Genomic DNA, 16975 nt, shown 5'->3' with positions numbered 1-16975 from the left:
TCACATTCCTTCCTGTAGATTTCTGTTTCGTTTCACAACGCTTGGAATCATTATAACATAGGAAGGGAAGGTGTTCAAAGAAAAAAACAGACGGGAGGGGAAGTTTTGGTTGACGGTAACAGGAAAACATGGCAATCTTATCATAGAATATCAGGAAAAGGAGCGGTATCATGGGGAAGAAAGCAGAAAAAATCTACGTGGTAGGACATAAAAACCCGGATACAGATTCGATCTGTTCTGCGATTGCCTACGCTGATTTAAAAAGGAAAAAAACAGGCGAAGATTATGTGGCAAGGCGGGCGGGGCGGATCAACGAAGAGACGCATTATGTGCTGAAAAAATTTCAGGTGGAGGAGCCGCCTCTTTTGGCAAATGTAAAGCTTCAGGTAAAGGACATGGATATCCACAAGATCGACGGAGTGGAAACCAATGTATCCATTAAGGATACCTGGGCCAAAATGAAAGAATACAATGTAAAGACCATACCGGTCCTGAAGGACGGAGAACTGGCAGGGGTGATCTCCACGGGGGATATTGCCACCTCCTACATGAATGTAGACGATGGAAGGAAGCTTTCGGAGGCTAAGACGCAGTACAAAAATATCATACGGACGCTGGACGGAGTGCTGGTAACGGGCAACGAGCATGGGTATTTTACAAAGGGGAAGGTGACCATCGGCGCCTCCAACCCGGATCTGATGGCAGAATTTATCGAAAAGGACGATCTGGTGATCCTGGGAAACCGTCGGGAAGCTCAGGAGTGTGCGGTAGACATTGACGCCAGCTGCCTGGTGATCTGCCAGAATGCAGAAGTATCCGATGAACTGATCCAGAAGGCGGAGGAACAAAGCATCGTGATCATCCGCACGCCGTATGATACCTTTACCACAGCAAGGCTGATCAATCAAAGTATACCGGTAAAGCATTTCATGACGAAAATGCCGCTGGTAACTTTCCGAATGAGTGACTATGTGGATGATATCAAGGAAGTCATGGCAAAAAAGAAGTTTCGTGATTTTCCCATTCTGGACAGACACGGCAGGTTTAAAGGATTTATTTCCAGACGGAGATTTCTGGATGTGAGTAAAAAGAAGGTGATCCTGGTGGATCACAACGAAAAATCACAGGCGGTGGACGGGATCGAAGAAGCTGATATCCGGGAGATCATCGATCATCATCGTCTGGGAAGCATCGAAACCATGGGGCCGGTGTTTTTCCGTAACCAGCCGGTAGGCTGTACTGCCACCATCGTCAGTCAGATGTACGAGGAGGAGGGGATCGCCATCGATCCGACGATCGCAGGACTGCTTTGCAGCGCCATCATATCGGATACCCTTTTGTTTCGTTCCCCCACCTGTACCAAGGTGGATGAAAAGGCAGCCAAAAAGCTGGCGGCGATCGCAGGATTGAATATGGAAAAGATGGCCCAGGAGATGTTTAAGGCAGGAAGCAATCTGTCGGGAAAGACGGCGGAAGAGATCTGCTTCCAGGATTTCAAGCAGTTTGCCGTCAACGGGATCACTTTTGGCGTGGGGCAGATCAATTCTATGAACAAGGAAGAGCTGACAGATCTAAGCGACATTTTGCTTCCCTATCTGCCGGAGGTTTTGGAAAACCATAAACTTCAGATGGTGTACTTTATGCTGACGGATATTTTAAGCGAGTCCACCGAACTGCTCTGCGTGGGAATCGGAGCGAAAGAGTATGCGATGGAGGCCTTTGATGTGCGGGAAGATACGGACAAACTGATCCTGGAAGACGTGGTATCCAGGAAGAAGCAGTTGATTCCGGCGCTGGTGGGAGTGATGCATCAATGAGCGGGAGAATAGGAAGGACGTCAGCGGAAAACCGGAAAAGAGCGGAAAAGAAGAGGGGAAGGGTGCATCGGAAAGACAGGGAAAAGACGGTGGAAACGGCAGGAAAAAAAGAAGTCTGGAAACCGGGCAATCTGGTGTATCCTTTGCCGGCAGTGCTGGTCAGTATGGCCACAGAGGACGGCAGGGATAATCTGATCACGGTGGCGTGGACAGGGACGGTCTGCACCAATCCCGCCATGCTGTATATCTCTGTCAGACCGGAGAGGTATTCCTATGAGCTATTGAAGGAGTCGAAAGAATTTGTTGTCAACCTGACGACGGAAGATCTGGCGTATGCCACCGACTGGTGCGGCGTCCGATCGGGGAGGGACTACGATAAATGGAAAGAGACCGGCTTGACAAGAGGCAGGGCAAGCGCCCTTGCTTTTGCGCCTACCGTCAAGGAAAGTCCTGTAAACATCGAATGCCGGATCACGCAGATCCAGGAGCTGGGCAGTCATCATATGTTTCTGGCAGAGGTGCTGGCAGTGCAGGCAGATACAGCCTACCTGGAAGAAAACGGCAGATTTTCCCTGAACCAGTCGGGGCTTCTGGCTTATTCCCACGGAGAGTATCTGAGCCTTGGAAAAAGCCTGGGAAAATTCGGGTGGAGCGTGAAAACAGAGAAGAAACACGCGGGGAAGAAGAAAAAGTTTCCATAGATGAGGTGGATAGAATATTTTCGCATATCTACGAAAGAGAACACCTTTTTGCAGATGGAACTATTCACAAATTTTATCCAGACTATTACATGGCTCATTCATGGAAGAGATTAAGAGACGGAAAAGGGATCCAGGAACATGACTTGATTATGTTAAGACACGAACTAGAAGAAGAAAAAATAATGGGGGAAGGCCTTGAAATTATTTACGAAAAAGCGCATAATGAAGTGGAAAAAACATGGAATTATAGCAAGGCACTGTTGGAATATCTAAAAACACATGACGCTTGACGGAAAGGATGGTTTTTGTGCTAAAATACAAACTTGAATCGAAAAACGACGAAAGATTAATATATATATATTACCCGGAAGGGTACTTGTCGCCCGGTCGGGTAGTGTTTTATAATGACGGAACAAAAGATGTGATTGAAGATTCTGGCGACGATGTGAAAGGTTATTATCGGGGGCATGCTCTTCACGGAATTCCTGTGGGGAGAGAACACGGAACGGTAGCGTGGTGTTAAGCAGGAAACAACAGACCATCAGCAAAATGCTGGTGGTTTTTTCATGCAAAAAAAGGAGGAAAACATGAAGCTGGTTGAAAAAGTGAAAATTCTGCACAAAACCTATTCTGTGGAAGAGGTTAAAAATCTACGCGACGAAGGTGGCGATTTGTACGGCGAAATCTATTATCTGCTGGAGAAGATCTACTTAAATTCTGACGCGGAAGAAGAAAAATGCTGAAAGACGACGGCGTCAGCGTGTCAGACGAAGTGGTGGTTATGCTGGTTTCCGACGACGCAGAAGCGACGAAAGCGGCCGTTGAAGGATTTTCAAAAGCCTTTGCGGATGCGGTAGAAGAAGCCGTGAAGGAACGGCTCAAAGGCGAATCGCCGAAGAAAGGCGGAAAAACCGGAACCATGACGAAGGAAGAGATCATGTCGATTAAGGACGACGACCTTAGGCAGAAAAAAATGATCGAGAACAGGGAGTTATTTGGAATTTAGAGAGGAGAAGAAAGAATGAAGAAGAGAGAAGTATTGCAGTTATTTGCGGTTGACGAAAAAATGATCAAGGCATCCGATCTTGCGAAAGTGAGAGATGTTGATTTCACGCAGCGTTTTGTTGCAGGGCTCGACACCCTGATGAAGATGCTGGGAATTACTAGAAAGGAGAAGAAAAACGCCGGAGAGATATTAAAAGTTCTCAAGGTTACGGGAACATTGGAAAATGGCGCAGTGGAGGAAGGGGCAGTGATTCCGCTGTCTAAATACAAGACAGAATACACTGCCATCGGCGAAGTTGTGTTGAAAAAATGGAGAAAACAGACTACTGCGGAATCCATCTCCCAGAAAGGCTACGGACAGGCTGTAAACGAGACTAACAAGAAAATGCTCAAGGATGTGCAGAAAGGTATCAGGGAGAATTTCGCAACATTCCTCGCAACCGGAAGCGGAACTGCTGCGGGAGTAGTATTGCAGGCAGCTCTGGCCAACGTTTGGGGGAAACTTCAGGTAATCTGGGAGCAGCCAAGTACATTTTTCTCTGCAAGCAGGACAATTAGGACAATTGATCTGATACATTTAACCTTCCTCCCGTGACCGTTATTTCAAGGAAGATGAAACTCCTTTAACCTCAGTATTTTCAAGGCTTCAAGGCACTTCATACCAACATATTTTGTCCTGTACTCTACGAGGCTTTTAAGGGTTACGTCGGAGTAGTACAAACGCCCATTGGATCCAGTTTTTTACGGTAGATCCTGCGGTTTAAGAAAGTAAAGGTGATAACGGCCACAATCTCTGCAATGGGTACCGACCACCAGACGGCAGACAGACCGAAGAAACGCGCAAGCAGGTAAGCGGCCGGAAGGATGACACAGATCTGCCTTAAAAACGAGGCGATCAGGCTGTAAAACCCATTCCCCAGCGCCTGATAGACAGAACCGGACATGATTCCGTAGCCGGCAAAGGTAAAGCTGAGACTGATGATCCGCAGAGCCGGGACGCCGATCTCCAGCATATGAGGAGAAGCGTGGAACAGGTGAACCAGAAGATACCGGGGCAAAATCTGGAAAATGGCCAGTCCTATCAGCATGATGCCGATGGCGATCCGGTAGCTGAGAGAAATGGTTTTTTTGATCCGGGCTACATGTCCTGCTCCGTAGTTATATGCCACGATGGGGATCATACCGTTGCTCAGACCGAATACCGGCATGAAGATAAAGCTCTGAAGCTTGAAATAGATGCCGAAGACAGCGGCGGCTGTGGAAGAATAGAGTAAAAGAATCTTGTTCATCCCAAATACCATTACAGAGCCGATAGCCTGCATTACGATAGAAGGAATTCCCACTTCACAGATGACGGAGATGGTGGGCAGGTGAGGACGGAACCCGGAAAGCTTCAGGGAGATCTCCTTGTTCTTTCTTTGATGGAAGAAAATGGACAAGGAGAAGGCTACAAACTGACCAAATACGGTGGCGATGGCGGCGCCGGTCACGCCCAGGCGGGGGAATCCCAGAAGACCAAAGATCAAAATGGGATCCAGGATAATATTGATGATGGCACCGGTTCCCTGGGTAATCATGTTATAGAAGGTCTGTCCGGTGGACTGCAGCAGCCTTTCAAAGGTGATCTGCAAGAAAATGCCGATGCTGAAGATGGTGATGATCTGCAGATACTGCGTGCCATATTGAATGATCCGGGGATCGGCAGTTTGGGAAGCAAAAAAAGAGCGGGAACCGAACGCCCCGAAGATGGCAAAGACCAGACAGCAGACAAGATTCAGAAACAGACCGTTGCTGGCAGCTCTGTTCACCTTCTCCTGATTGCCTTCTCCCAGGCTCCGGGAAAGAAGGGCGTTCATACCAACGCCGAGTCCGGCCGACACAGAGATCATAAGAGTCTGTATGGGAAAGGCCAGAGAAACGGCGGTCAGCGCATCTTCACTGAGTTGTGCCACAAACATGCTGTCTACAATATTATAAAGAGCTTGTACCAGCATGGACAGCATCATGGGAAGAGACACGGAAATCAAAAGCGGAGAAATTTCCATCGTTCCCATTTTATTTTGTTCTGGTTTTATGGGTGTGTTTGTTTTCATATGATTATGCTTCGCCGGCGGTTTTTCTGACCGGCGCTTTCCTTTCTTCCGGGTATCCCGGTAATCTATAGACGCTATCCCGCCGCAGCGGCAGGAAAAGTTGTGTGAAATGTATGTGACTGCCGTCAGATAAAGACGGGCAGTTTTTGAGATGAAGGTAATTATAACACCCATCCCTGGTTCTGGCAAGAAAAGGAAGAGAAAACAGCAGGCGGTCAAAACGGGGAGATAGCAGGATGGGAGAAGAGAGGATGGGGAAGGGGACACGGGAAGAAAAGACGAGAAGAAAAAACGAGAAGAATAAAAGAGAAGAAAAAACGAGAAAAAAGCAGGAAAGAAAAACAAGAAGAAAAACTGCGGGAAGAAGGAGGTTTTTTGCGCCGGGAACAGAAGGGTATGCTATAATAAGAAGCAAACGAAAAAGGCTCCTTTGGTTCACAAAAGCAGCAAATGGGGCGGGGAAAAGGAGAAAAAATGGATCTGTTCGAATATATGGAAGAAAAAGAAAAACAGGAAGCGGGGCCGCTGGCAGTACGGCTTCGTCCGGCTTCTCTGGAAGAGGTGGTGGGGCAGCAGCATATCATAGGGAAGGATAAGCTTTTGTACCGTGCCATTCAGGCGGACAAACTCAGGTCCCTGATCTTTTACGGACCGCCGGGAACCGGAAAAACGACGCTGGCGAAGGTGATCGCAGAAACCACCAGCGCCAGCTTTGTGCAGATCAACGCCACCTCGGCGGGGAAGAAAGATATGGAAGAAGCGATCCGGCAGGCCAAAGAACTCCGGGGAATGTATGGCAGAAAGACTATCCTGTTTGTGGATGAGATCCACCGGTTCCACAAGGGACAACAGGACTATCTGCTGCCTTTTGTAGAGGACGGAACGGTGATCCTGATCGGAGCCACGACAGAAAATCCGTATTTTGAAGTGAATCAGGCTCTCTTGTCCCGCTCTCATGTCTTTGAACTGTATGCCTTGGGAAAGGAAGAGGTCAAAGCGCTGCTGCGCCGTGCTGTTTCCGATGAGGAGCGGGGAATGGGAAGCTACCGGGCGGTGATAGAAGAGGAGGCGCTGGACTTCCTGGCAGATATGGCGGGGGGAGACGCCAGAAGCGGATTGAATGCCCTGGAACTGGGGATCTTAACAACACCCAGAGGAGAGGACGGGAAGATACACATTACCTTGTCTGTGGCAGAGGAATGTATTCAGCGGCGGGCGATTCGGTATGACAAATCGGGGGACAACCACTATGATGTGATCTCTGCCTTCATTAAGAGCATGCGGGGATCGGATCCGGATGCCGCCGTCTATTATCTGGCCAAAATGCTGTATGGAGGAGAGGACATCCGGTTTATTGCCAGAAGGGTCATGATCTGCGCGTCGGAGGATGTGGGAAATGCAGACCCCATGGCGCTGACGGTAGCTGTGTCGGCGGCACAGGCGGTGGAGCGGATCGGAATGCCGGAGGCTCAGTTGATCCTGGCCCAGGCTGTCTTGTATGTAGCGTCGGCGCCCAAGAGCAATGCAGCGACCCTGGCGATTTTTTCAGCAAATGACAGTGTGAGAAAAGTGAAAACGACCGTTCCGCCGCATTTAAGAGACGCCCACTATAAAGGAGCCAAGGATCTGGAAAGAGGAACCGGATACCGTTATGCCCATGATTACCCTAATCATTATGTAGAGCAGCAGTACCTGCCTACAGAGATCCTTGGCAGCAGATTTTATGAGCCTGCGGATCAGGGAAGAGAAAAGGAGATAAAAAATTGGCTGAAATGGTTGAAAGATGAAAAAAATCAGGTATCATAAAAGACAGAGAATAGGGAAAGGAGAGCAGGAAGTCAAAAAAGACTCCTGGAAAGGAAGATGAAGGTATATGATGCAGTAAATAAAGTAGAAACGGAAGTGGATGGTACCAAGGGGTTGATTCAGATCATGAAGGACGGAAGACAGGTAGATCTCTACCTGCCGGAAAAAGTGACGGATGTGGACGGATATCTGACCTGGGATGTGGAGCACTGGTCCAGTGTGGACGGGAAACGGTTTATCCGCTGCTATTCCCTGGAAGGCAGGGTACTGGGAGAATCTACCGGACACAATATTTATGATCTGGCCAATGATTTCAAGCCGGAAAAAGCGGTGAAAGTAGAACTGAGCTAAGAAATCATAAAAAAAGTATAAAGATAGTTGACAAGTGAAGGGTCGAGTGCTACATTAATAAACGAAGATGTTAGCACTCGATTTTTCTGAGTGCTAATAAGAAAAGGAGGTGGATACATGACGGTGCATCCAAATCAGGAACTGAGTGAACGAAAGACCCGGATCCTGCATGCCATCATTCAGAACTATTTGGAGACGGGAGAGCCGGTAGGCTCCAGGACGATCTCCAAATATACTGATCTGAATCTCAGCTCGGCGACGATACGAAATGAAATGGCAGATCTGGAGGAGCTGGGATATATCCTTCAGCCGCACACGTCTGCAGGACGTATCCCCTCGGATAAAGGCTACCGCTTGTATGTGGATATGCTCATGGAAGAAAAGGAGCAGGAACTGACCCAGATGCAGGAGCGGATGCTGGAAAAAGCCGACCGGATGGAACAGCTTTTAAAGCAGGCGGCCAAAGCGCTGGCCACCAACACCAACTATGCTACGATGGTGTCTACGCCCCTGAACAGTTCCAACAAGCTGAAATTTATCCAGTTATCCATGGTAGATGAAGACCATGTGATCGCCGTGATCGTTCTGGGAGGTAATGTCATCAAGAATAAGATCATAGAGATCGAAGAGCCGCTAAGCAATGAAAATCTTCTGAAGCTGAATATGCTCCTGAATACCTCTTTAAATGGGATGGCCATTGAGGAGATCAATCTGGGACTGATCGCAAGGCTGAAGGAGCAGGCGGGGATCCACGGTGAGATGGTGGGAATGGTGCTGGATGCGGTGGCAGATGCCATTCAACTGGAGGAGGAGATGCAGATCTATACCAGCGGAGCTACCAACATCTTCAAATATCCGGAACTTAGCGACAAGCAGAGTGCGCAGGAGATCATCAGCGCCTTTGAGGAAAAGCAGCAGCTGACGGAGCTTGTGACACAGACCCTGGCCCAGGAAGAAAACACGGGGATCCAGGTGTATATCGGGGAAGAAGCACCGGTACAGACTATGAAGGATTGCAGTGTGGTCACGGCAACGTATGAGCTGGGAGATGGAATGAAAGGAACGATAGGAATCATCGGACCAAAGCGTATGGATTATGAGCATGTACTAAAATCCATGCGAAGGCTGCAGCAGGAGCTGGATCAGATGTTTCATAGAAAAGAATAGGAAGGTGGAAAATGGCTGTGAAAGACAGGCAGGACAAAAGCCAGGAAGAAATTGTAAAAGAGGCAGTAAAAGAAGCAAAGGAAGCAGCGGGCAAAGCATCCTGTGAAGACGCGGAAAAAGAGAGGCAGGCAGACTGCCAGGAGCCTGAAGGCGCGTCCGAAGAAAAGGGACAAGACGCCGCAGATCCCCGGCAGACTTCCGATGAGGAAGAAAAAAAGGGAAAGAAAGACAAAAAAGATGAAAAGATAGAGGAACTGACTGATCGGGTCACCAGACAGATGGCAGAGTTTGATAATTTCAGAAAACGCACCGAGAAGGAAAAGGCGCAGATGTATGAGATCGGAGCCAGAGACATCGTGGAAAAGATCCTGCCGGTGGTAGACAACTTTGAAAGAGGACTTTCCGCCGTGAAGGAGGAGGAAAAGGATCAGCCTTTCGTACAGGGAATGGAAATGATCTACAAACAGATGATGACGACTCTGTCGGAGGCGGGAGTAGAAGTGATCGCCGCCGTGGGAGAAGCCTTCGACCCCAATCTCCACAACGCAGTCATGCATGTGGAGGATGAAGAGCAGGGTGAAAATGTCGTAGTGGAAGAATTCCAAAAAGGATACAAATATAGAGAAACCGTTATCCGACACAGTATGGTAAAAGTAGCAAATTAAGGAGGAATTAGTTATGGGAAAAATTATTGGAATCGACTTGGGTACAACAAACAGTTGTGTGGCAGTAATGGAAGGCGGACAGCCGGTAGTGATCGCCAACACAGAAGGAGCAAGGACGACCCCGTCTGTAGTAGCCTTTACTAAGACGGGAGAAAGGCTGGTGGGAGAACCGGCAAAACGTCAGGCAGTGACCAATGCAGAACGGACGATCTCTTCCATTAAGAGGGAGATGGGGTCTGACTTCAAAGTGGCCATCGACGACAAGAAGTATTCTCCCCAGGAGATTTCTGCCATGATTCTGCAGAAGTTAAAGGCGGATGCAGAAGGATATCTGGGAGAAAAAGTGACGGAGGCGGTGATCACCGTTCCCGCATATTTTAACGACGCACAGAGACAGGCTACCAAGGATGCAGGAAAGATCGCAGGACTGGATGTAAAGCGTATCATCAACGAGCCTACGGCAGCGGCTCTGGCATACGGACTGGACAATGAAAAAGAACAAAAGATCATGGTGTATGACCTGGGAGGAGGAACCTTCGACGTATCTGTGATCGAGATCGGCGACGGCGTCATCGAAGTATTGTCCACAGCAGGAGACAACAGACTGGGCGGAGACGACTTTGACCAGAAGCTGACGGACTACATGATCGCAGAGTTTAAAAAGCAGGAGGGAGTAGATCTTTCCAATGACAAGATGGCGCTGCAGCGGCTGAAAGAGGCAGCGGAAAAAGCAAAGAAAGAACTTTCCTCTGCAACGACAACCAACATCAACCTTCCGTTTATCACTGCTACGGCAGAAGGACCGAAGCACTTTGATATGAACCTTACCAGAGCAAAATTTGACGAGCTGACACACGAGCTGGTGCTTCGCACATCCGAGCCGGTAACGAGAGCGCTTTCCGATGCAGGTATCACAGCGGCTGAGCTGGGACAGGTTCTGCTGGTAGGAGGATCCACCCGTATCCCGGCCGTTCAGGCAGAAGTAAAGAGACTGACGGGCAAAGAGCCCAGCAAGTCCCTGAATCCGGATGAATGTGTAGCTCTGGGAGCTTCCGTACAGGGTGGAAAACTGGCAGGAGATGCAGGAGCAGGAGACATCCTTCTTCTGGACGTAACTCCGCTTTCCCTCTCCATTGAGACCATGGGAGGCGTAGCTACCAGACTGATCGAGAGAAATACTACCATCCCCACCAAGAAGAGCCAGATCTTCTCCACGGCGGCAGACAATCAGACGGCAGTGGATATCAACGTGGTTCAGGGTGAGAGACAGTTTGCAAGAGACAACAAGTCTCTGGGACAGTTCCGTCTGGATGGAATCCCGCCGGCACAAAGAGGTGTTCCGCAGATCGAGGTAACCTTTGACATTGACGCCAATGGTATTGTAAACGTTTCTGCAAAGGACCTGGGAACCGGAAAAGAACAGCATATCACTATCACAGCCGGATCCAATATGTCTGACGACGAGATCAATAAGGCAGTGAAAGAAGCGGCTGAGTTTGAGGCACAGGACAGAAAGAGAAAAGAAGGAATCGACGCCAAGAACGATGCGGATGCTATGGTATTCCAGACGGAGAAGGCTTTAAAAGAGGCAGGAGACAAGCTGGACGCAGCAGACAGAGAGGCGGTAGAAGCAGACTGCAAGGCTCTGAAGGAAACTTTGGAGAAAGCAACGGGAGAAGAACTGTCCGACGCACAGATCGCAGAGATCCAGGCAGGGAAAGAAAAGCTGATGGAGACGGCGCAGAAACTGTTTGCCAAGATGTATGAGCAGGCAGGAGGCGCAGCAGGCGGTCCGACGCCGGATATGGGAGGTTCCCAGCAGGCAGGGCCGGCACCGGAAGGCTTCTCCGGAGACGATGTGGTAGACGGAGATTATAAGGAAGTATAAGAAATGAAAGCAGATGTTCTGTGAGGGTAGAGATAGCTGCCTTCACAGAACTTCCTTGCGTTAAAAAACCTGTGGAAAGAAAGGATATATCATGGCAGAAACAAAGAGAGACTATTATGAAGTATTGGGCGTTGGAAAGGACGCGGATGATGCGACCTTGAAGAAAGCCTACAGACAGGTGGCTAAAAAGTACCATCCGGATATGAACCCGGGAGATGAAGCGGCAGAAAAGAAATTTAAAGAGGCATCAGAAGCCTATGCTGTATTGAGTGATCCGGAAAAACGCCGCCAGTATGATCAGTTCGGCCATGCTGCCTTTGAAGGAGGAGCAGGAGGCGCCGGCGGATTCGGCGGATACGATTTTAGCGGAGCAGATTTCAGTGATATTTTCGGAGATATTTTCGGCGACTTTTTTGGCGGCGGAAGAAGAGGCGGCAGAAGCCAGGGGCCAATGAAAGGAATGAATATCCACAAGACTGTCCGGATCTCTTTTGAGGAAGCCGTGTTTGGCTGCGAGAAAGAACTGGATGTGGTTTTGAAGGAGGAATGTGCCACCTGTCATGGAACCGGAGCGAAGCCGGGAACCAGCCCTCAGACCTGTCCCAAGTGCGGCGGAAAGGGTCAGGTGGTCTACACGCAGCAATCCATCTTCGGAATGGTACAAAACGTCCAGACCTGTCCGGAATGTCACGGAAGTGGAAAGGTGATCCGGGAGAAATGTCCCGACTGCGGCGGAAGCGGCTATATTTCCAAACGAAAGAAGATCTCCGTTTCCATTCCGGCGGGAATCGACAATGGACAGAGCGTGCGGATCCGGGAAAAAGGCGAGCCGGGAACAAACGGCGGACCAAGAGGGGATCTTTTGGTGGAAGTGGCAGTATCCAGGCATCCGGTGTTCCAGAGGCAGGATATGCACATCTTTTCTACTGTGCCGGTATCTTTTGCCCAGGCGGCCCTGGGAAGTGATATCCGCATCAAGACGGTGGACGGAGAAGTGGTGTATAGCGTGAAGCCGGGAACGAAGACGGATACCAAGGTGCGTTTGAAGGGAAAAGGAGTACCTTCTGTCAGAAACGCCCAGGTACGGGGGGATCATTATGTGACGTTGGTGATCCAGACGCCGGAGAAACTGAGTTCGGAAGCGAAAGAGGCTCTGCGCAGATTTGATGAATTGTCAGGCAATACGCTGAAACAGGAGACGGAAAAAGAGCCGGAGGCAAAAGGCGGCAAGAAAAAGAAGGGCTTTATGGATCGGATGAAAGAAACGTTCGAGGGATAAGCTGCGACGGATGAAAGATATAAAAGACATAAAAGACAATCGTTTTACAGGAAACTGGATCTGTGAAACGAGAGACAGGCTTTGAGAAAGGGGGAACGGGATGAAGGTACTGGATGCGAAGACCATCGAAAAGTTGATGGATTTGAATGAAATGATGGACCAGATAGAGGAAGCCTACGCTGTTTTTGGAAAGGGAGAGTTTTATATGCCTCCCCGTCCTGTGATCGAACATGACAACAAGACCATGATGTATATGCCTTGTTATACAGAGGAAGTGATCGGAACCAAGATACTCAGCATTTTTCCGGAAAATGGAAAACTGGGACTTCCGGCCATTGACGGTGTAGTATTGCTGAATGACGGGAAGACCGGGACTCCTCTTGCGGTGATGGACGGCCAGGCTGTCACTGCCTGGAGGACGGGGGCAGTAGGAGGCGTGGGGATCCGCCATCTCTCCAGAAAAGACTGCCGGACTGTGGGCATTATAGGAGCAGGAGTGCAGGGCTTCCATCTGGCGCTTTATGCCTGTGCGGCAAGGCCGATTGAGACGGTTTATGTCTTTAATCACAGTGACAGGGACCTGACAGAATATCTGAAAAAGCTGGAACAGGCCATTGGGCGGCCGGGAGTAAAGGTGGTACAGTGTGCAACTACGGAAGAGCTGGTGAAAAACAGCGATATTATCTGTACGGCAACGCCCTCAGAAACTCCCGTACTGCCGGAAGAGGAAGGACTTCTGACGGGAAAGTGTATCATTGCCATAGGCTCTTATACCCCCAAAATGCGGGAGCTTCCGGACGTGCTGTTTCGGCTGGCAGACCAGGTGATGATCGAGCTTCCTTACGCCTGTGAGGAAAGCGGGGATCTGAGTGTTCCGCTTGAAAAAGGGATCCTTACGCAGGATCGGATCGTGCTGATGCATGAATATCTGGCAGGCGACAGAAAAGATGTGGCTTACGGGCAGACCACCTGCTTTAAATCGGTGGGAATGGGCCTGTTTGACGTATGTGTTGCAAAAAAACTATTAGAAAAAGCAAAGGAGAACAATCTATGAGAGCAGTAGCGACAGAAAAGGCACCAAAAGCATTGGGACCATATTCCCAGGGATTTGTACACGAACATATTCTGTATTCGGCAGGACAGATCGCTCTGGATCCTGCAACGGGAGAACTTGTGGCAGAGGATATTGCGGGGCAGACAGAGCAGGTATGCAGGAATCTGAAAGCTGTGCTGGAGGCAGCAGGAAGTTCCTTTGACAAGGTATTAAAAACCACCTGCTTTTTGGCAGATATGGGCGACTTTGCCGCGTTTAATGAAGTGTACGGGAAGTACTTTACCTCCAAGCCGGCAAGAAGCTGCGTGGCAGTAAAAACGTTGCCGAAAAACGTACTCTGCGAGGTGGAAGTGATCGCTGTCACAGAATAAAGCTGCGGATTGCGACACAGGCTTCTGAGTGAAAAAGGAGATCTCAGGAGGATAGAAAAGGTATAAGAAGTGGAATAGGATTAAAAAAGCCGCTGCATTCTAGTGAGTGTGGCGGTTTTTTGCTGCGGATAAAGCTTGTAATCTCAGCAGCAGGAAAAATCCGGACAGTGGTTTTGAAGAAAATAGAAAGTGATTTTAAAAGAAAAATCTTCAAAATAGCGGGGTGAAAGAATAAAAAATCCTGTGAGAAAGAGAAGGATAGAGAAAAAGATAGCAGAAAGAACAGGATCACACAGGAAAAGCGGGAAAGAAAAAAAGAAGGATCTTGTGAAAATTAAAAAAAGAGACGATTTTCCTGAAAGGGGAATCGGATCGAAGAGAGATTATGAAAAAAATAACGAAGGATTTCGGATGTAAAAAAGTCAAATGAATAGCAAAATAAAACAGCAAAAAATAGAAATCCGAATAATTTGCGAAAAGAAAAAAATGTACAATTAATAATGCGTTTGTAATGACATAGTGAAGAAAAAATGTACAATATGATGAATTACATGTTAAATGAATAACAATTATTGCCGGAATGTCTATAATTGGGTAGAATATGACTAAGAGTTAGTGCGAAATGCACAAAAAGAGAACGAAAGAAAAGAAGGGGGAAACTTATGTTAAAAGCAATTAGTGGATTTGTCGAGACACTGAATGGATGGGTCTGGGGCTGGGCTATGATTATCCTGCTGTTTGGAACACATGTTTTTATGACGGTCCGGACAGGCTTCATTCAGAGACACACGGTTGGAAAAGGGATCAAGCTTTCTGTATCCAAGGATCCGGATGCGGAAGGAGAGGTTTCACAGTTTGGGGCGTTGACGACGGCTCTGGCAGCTACCATCGGAACGGGTAATATCATCGGTGTAGGTACGGCGATCGCTCTTGGAGGCCCCGGAGCCGTGCTTTGGTGTTGGTTGACCGGTGTGTTTGGTATCGCTACCAAGTATGCAGAGTCTCTGATCGCAGTTATGTACCGTGTAAAGACAGAGGATGGACGTATGCAGGGCGGAGCCATGTATGCACTTTCCAGAGGACTGAATATGAAATGGCTGGGTATGCTGTTTGCCATCTTTGCAGGATTTGCCTCTTTCGGAATCGGATGTGCGACACAGGTAAACGCTATCGCAACGGTATGTAAGGAAACGCTGGGCGTTCCTACCTGGATCGTAGGAATCGTGATCGCGATCCTGACAGCGATCGTTATCTTTGGAGGAATCAAGTCCATCGCAAATGTTTGCGAAAAACTGGTTCCCTTTATGGCAATCTTCTATGTGATCGGATGTATCGTGATCCTGGTTATGAATTATGACTTCATCTTCCCGGCTATCGGCGTGATCTGCAAGCTGGCATTTACGCCGGGCGCAGCAGCAGGCGGACTGGTGGGAGGCGGAATCCAGTATGCCATCCGCTTCGGAGTTGCAAGAGGACTGTTTTCCAATGAATCCGGTCTTGGATCTGCCCCGATCGCAGCGGCGGCAGCTCAGACAAGAAATCCGGTGCGTCAGGCTCTGGTATCTTCTACAGGAACCTTCTGGGATACGGTTGTAGTATGTCTGATGACAGGACTGGTTCTGGTAACGACCATCATGAAGAATCCGGCGATCAATGCAGATCAGGTGGACAATGGGGGTGTACTGACTTCCCTGGCATTCGGACAGATTCCGGTACTTGGTCCCATCATTCTGACGCTGGGTATTATCTCCTTTGCGTATTCCACGATCCTGGGATGGGCTTATTACGGAGAACGCTGTGTAGAATACTTCGCAGGAAGCAAGGGACTGATCCCCTATCGTATCCTGTATATCGCAGTAGCGGCGATCGCTCCTGTAGTAGCTTTGGATCTGGTATGGCTGATCGCAGATACACTGAACGCGTTGATGGCGATCCCCAACCTAGTGGCGATCCTGCTCTTGTCCAATAAGATCGTGGCAGAGACGAAGAAGTATATCAACAACCTGGATGCAAAAGACGATACGCCGGTTCCCGTGATCAAGGACTAGGAAGTGGAAGCGAAGGGTTCAAGATATAAAAAGCTACAAAAAAAGAAATAATAAGAAAAGAACGGAAAAAACTGTTGACAAAGTTGCTTTCTTGCAGTAAAGTAACCGCATAGACAAAACCGATGAGAAAGAGGAGTAGCTTTTTAGGCGATATTTCAGAGAGTGGCAGATGGTGGGATTGCCATATAGAGCTGATCAGTGAATGGACTTTCGAGGGCAGCCTGAAATGAAAAGAGTAGGAGCTGTCGGGAACCGAACCCGTTATCAATCAGGAGTGTATGTCAGTACACAAGAAGAGTGGACAGTCGTCAATTTGAGTGGCACCGCGATAATGTGAATTACCGCCTCAAACTATCAGTTTGGGGCGGATTTTTTTGTTTCACAGGAGCTGTGTCCCAGAAAGGAAACCATGACGACTCCCCCGGATGAACCAATTCTTTCGATCGGAAACCGCATCAGGAAGGGAGAAAAAGATGAAGAACAAAGCAATGAAAAACAGAGTAACGGCAGGGATCGCAGTGACAGTGCTGGCAGCAGCCATGCTGACCGGATGTGGAGGAAAAACGGGAGAAAGTGGCAAGAAGGAAACCTATACCATAGGAATCTCTCAGTTTGCAGAGCACAAATCCCTAGACAACTGCCGGGAAGGATTCTTGATGGGACTGGAAGAAGAAGGGATCAAGGAAGGGGACAATCTGAAGGTGGAATACAAAAATTCGGCGGCGGATAT

At 48.7% G+C, this 16975-nt stretch carries 19 protein-coding genes and 1 other annotated feature; of the genes, 18 read left to right on the top strand and 1 reads right to left on the bottom strand.

Annotated elements, in window-relative coordinates; genetic code table 11:
- Positions 1-170: 170 nt before the first annotated feature.
- The 6 genes from SOW26_RS04670 (at position 171) to SOW26_RS04645 (ending at position 4118) form a co-directional block, all read left to right on the top strand.
- Positions 171-1817 (top strand): putative manganese-dependent inorganic diphosphatase, encoded by a 1647-nt coding sequence (locus tag SOW26_RS04670; RefSeq protein WP_276958611.1) that lies wholly within the window; start codon positions 171-173, stop codon positions 1815-1817.
- A complete protein-coding gene (locus SOW26_RS04665) occupies positions 1814-2518 on the top strand; it encodes a flavin reductase family protein (protein ID WP_276958612.1) in 705 nt (234 codons plus the stop codon). The genes SOW26_RS04670 and SOW26_RS04665 overlap by 4 nt, the downstream gene beginning before the upstream one ends.
- Positions 2464-2808 carry a hypothetical protein gene (locus SOW26_RS04660; RefSeq protein ID WP_276958613.1) on the top strand — a complete coding sequence of 115 codons (345 nt, stop codon included), beginning with the start codon at positions 2464-2466 and terminating at the stop codon, positions 2806-2808. The genes SOW26_RS04665 and SOW26_RS04660 overlap by 55 nt, the downstream gene beginning before the upstream one ends.
- Positions 2809-3105: 297 nt before the next feature.
- The gene (locus SOW26_RS04655) at positions 3106-3261 is read left to right on the top strand and encodes a hypothetical protein (protein ID WP_276958614.1); all 156 of its coding nucleotides are present in this window, start codon (positions 3106-3108) and stop codon (positions 3259-3261) included.
- Positions 3255-3524, top strand: a complete 270-nt coding sequence (locus SOW26_RS04650; RefSeq protein WP_276958615.1) for a capsid assembly scaffolding protein Gp46 family protein — start codon at positions 3255-3257, stop codon at positions 3522-3524. The genes SOW26_RS04655 and SOW26_RS04650 overlap by 7 nt, the downstream gene beginning before the upstream one ends.
- A 15-nt stretch (positions 3525-3539) precedes the next feature.
- Positions 3540-4118, top strand: coding sequence for a hypothetical protein (locus tag SOW26_RS04645; protein ID WP_276958616.1), 579 nt, complete (start codon positions 3540-3542; stop codon positions 4116-4118).
- A gap of 106 nt (positions 4119-4224) precedes the next feature.
- Here SOW26_RS04645 and SOW26_RS04640 read toward each other — a convergent pair whose 3' ends face one another.
- Complete coding sequence (locus SOW26_RS04640) at positions 4225-5616, bottom strand: MATE family efflux transporter (protein ID WP_320651972.1); 1392 nt, start codon at positions 5614-5616, stop codon at positions 4225-4227.
- 236 nt (positions 5617-5852) lie between these two features.
- Here SOW26_RS04640 and SOW26_RS04635 point away from each other — a divergent pair, with 236 nt between their 5' ends.
- From SOW26_RS04635 to SOW26_RS04580, 12 genes are all read left to right on the top strand, one after another.
- A complete protein-coding gene (locus SOW26_RS04635; RefSeq protein WP_276958618.1) occupies positions 5853-6212 on the top strand; it encodes a hypothetical protein in 360 nt (119 codons plus the stop codon).
- Positions 6109-7422, top strand: coding sequence for a replication-associated recombination protein A (locus SOW26_RS04630; RefSeq protein WP_276958653.1), 1314 nt, complete (start codon positions 6109-6111; stop codon positions 7420-7422). The genes SOW26_RS04635 and SOW26_RS04630 overlap by 104 nt, the downstream gene beginning before the upstream one ends.
- Before the next feature lie 57 nt (positions 7423-7479).
- Positions 7480-7773 (top strand): hypothetical protein, encoded by a 294-nt coding sequence (locus SOW26_RS04625; RefSeq protein ID WP_276958619.1) that lies wholly within the window; start codon positions 7480-7482, stop codon positions 7771-7773.
- A 117-nt stretch (positions 7774-7890) separates the two neighbouring features.
- On the top strand, positions 7891-8940 hold the full coding sequence (hrcA, locus tag SOW26_RS04620; RefSeq protein ID WP_320651971.1) for a heat-inducible transcriptional repressor HrcA: 1050 nt from the start codon (positions 7891-7893) through the stop codon (positions 8938-8940).
- A 17-nt stretch (positions 8941-8957) separates the two neighbouring features.
- The gene (gene grpE / locus SOW26_RS04615) at positions 8958-9605 is read left to right on the top strand and encodes a nucleotide exchange factor GrpE (protein ID WP_416389717.1); all 648 of its coding nucleotides are present in this window, start codon (positions 8958-8960) and stop codon (positions 9603-9605) included.
- Between the two features lie 13 nt (positions 9606-9618).
- Entirely contained in the window at positions 9619-11493 is a 1875-nt protein-coding gene (dnaK, locus tag SOW26_RS04610; protein WP_276958621.1) for a molecular chaperone DnaK, read from the top strand.
- Positions 11494-11584: 91 nt separating this feature from the next.
- A complete protein-coding gene (dnaJ, locus tag SOW26_RS04605; protein ID WP_154478490.1) occupies positions 11585-12772 on the top strand; it encodes a molecular chaperone DnaJ in 1188 nt (395 codons plus the stop codon).
- 100 nt (positions 12773-12872) lie between these two features.
- Entirely contained in the window at positions 12873-13826 is a 954-nt protein-coding gene (locus SOW26_RS04600) for an ornithine cyclodeaminase family protein (RefSeq protein ID WP_276958622.1), read from the top strand.
- Positions 13823-14197, top strand: coding sequence for a RidA family protein (locus SOW26_RS04595; RefSeq protein WP_154478494.1), 375 nt, complete (start codon positions 13823-13825; stop codon positions 14195-14197). The genes SOW26_RS04600 and SOW26_RS04595 overlap by 4 nt, the downstream gene beginning before the upstream one ends.
- 243 nt (positions 14198-14440) lie before the next feature.
- A complete protein-coding gene (locus SOW26_RS04590; RefSeq protein ID WP_320651970.1) occupies positions 14441-14614 on the top strand; it encodes a hypothetical protein in 174 nt (57 codons plus the stop codon).
- 245 nt (positions 14615-14859) lie between these two features.
- Entirely contained in the window at positions 14860-16245 is a 1386-nt protein-coding gene (locus SOW26_RS04585; RefSeq protein WP_154478496.1) for an alanine/glycine:cation symporter family protein, read from the top strand.
- A gap of 113 nt (positions 16246-16358) precedes the next feature.
- Positions 16359-16597: a binding site (T-box leader), on the top strand.
- Positions 16598-16718: 121 nt separating this feature from the next.
- On the top strand, positions 16719-16975 hold a 257-nt coding region (locus SOW26_RS04580), incomplete at its 3' end, for an ABC transporter substrate binding protein (RefSeq protein WP_320651969.1).

Source organism: Suipraeoptans intestinalis (assembly GCF_034091795.1).
GTDB classification, from domain to species: Bacteria; Bacillota; Clostridia; order Lachnospirales; family Lachnospiraceae; genus Suipraeoptans; species Suipraeoptans intestinalis.
The sequence above is the reverse complement of the archived record's forward strand: the minus strand, read 5'-3'. Positions and strand labels throughout refer to the sequence as shown.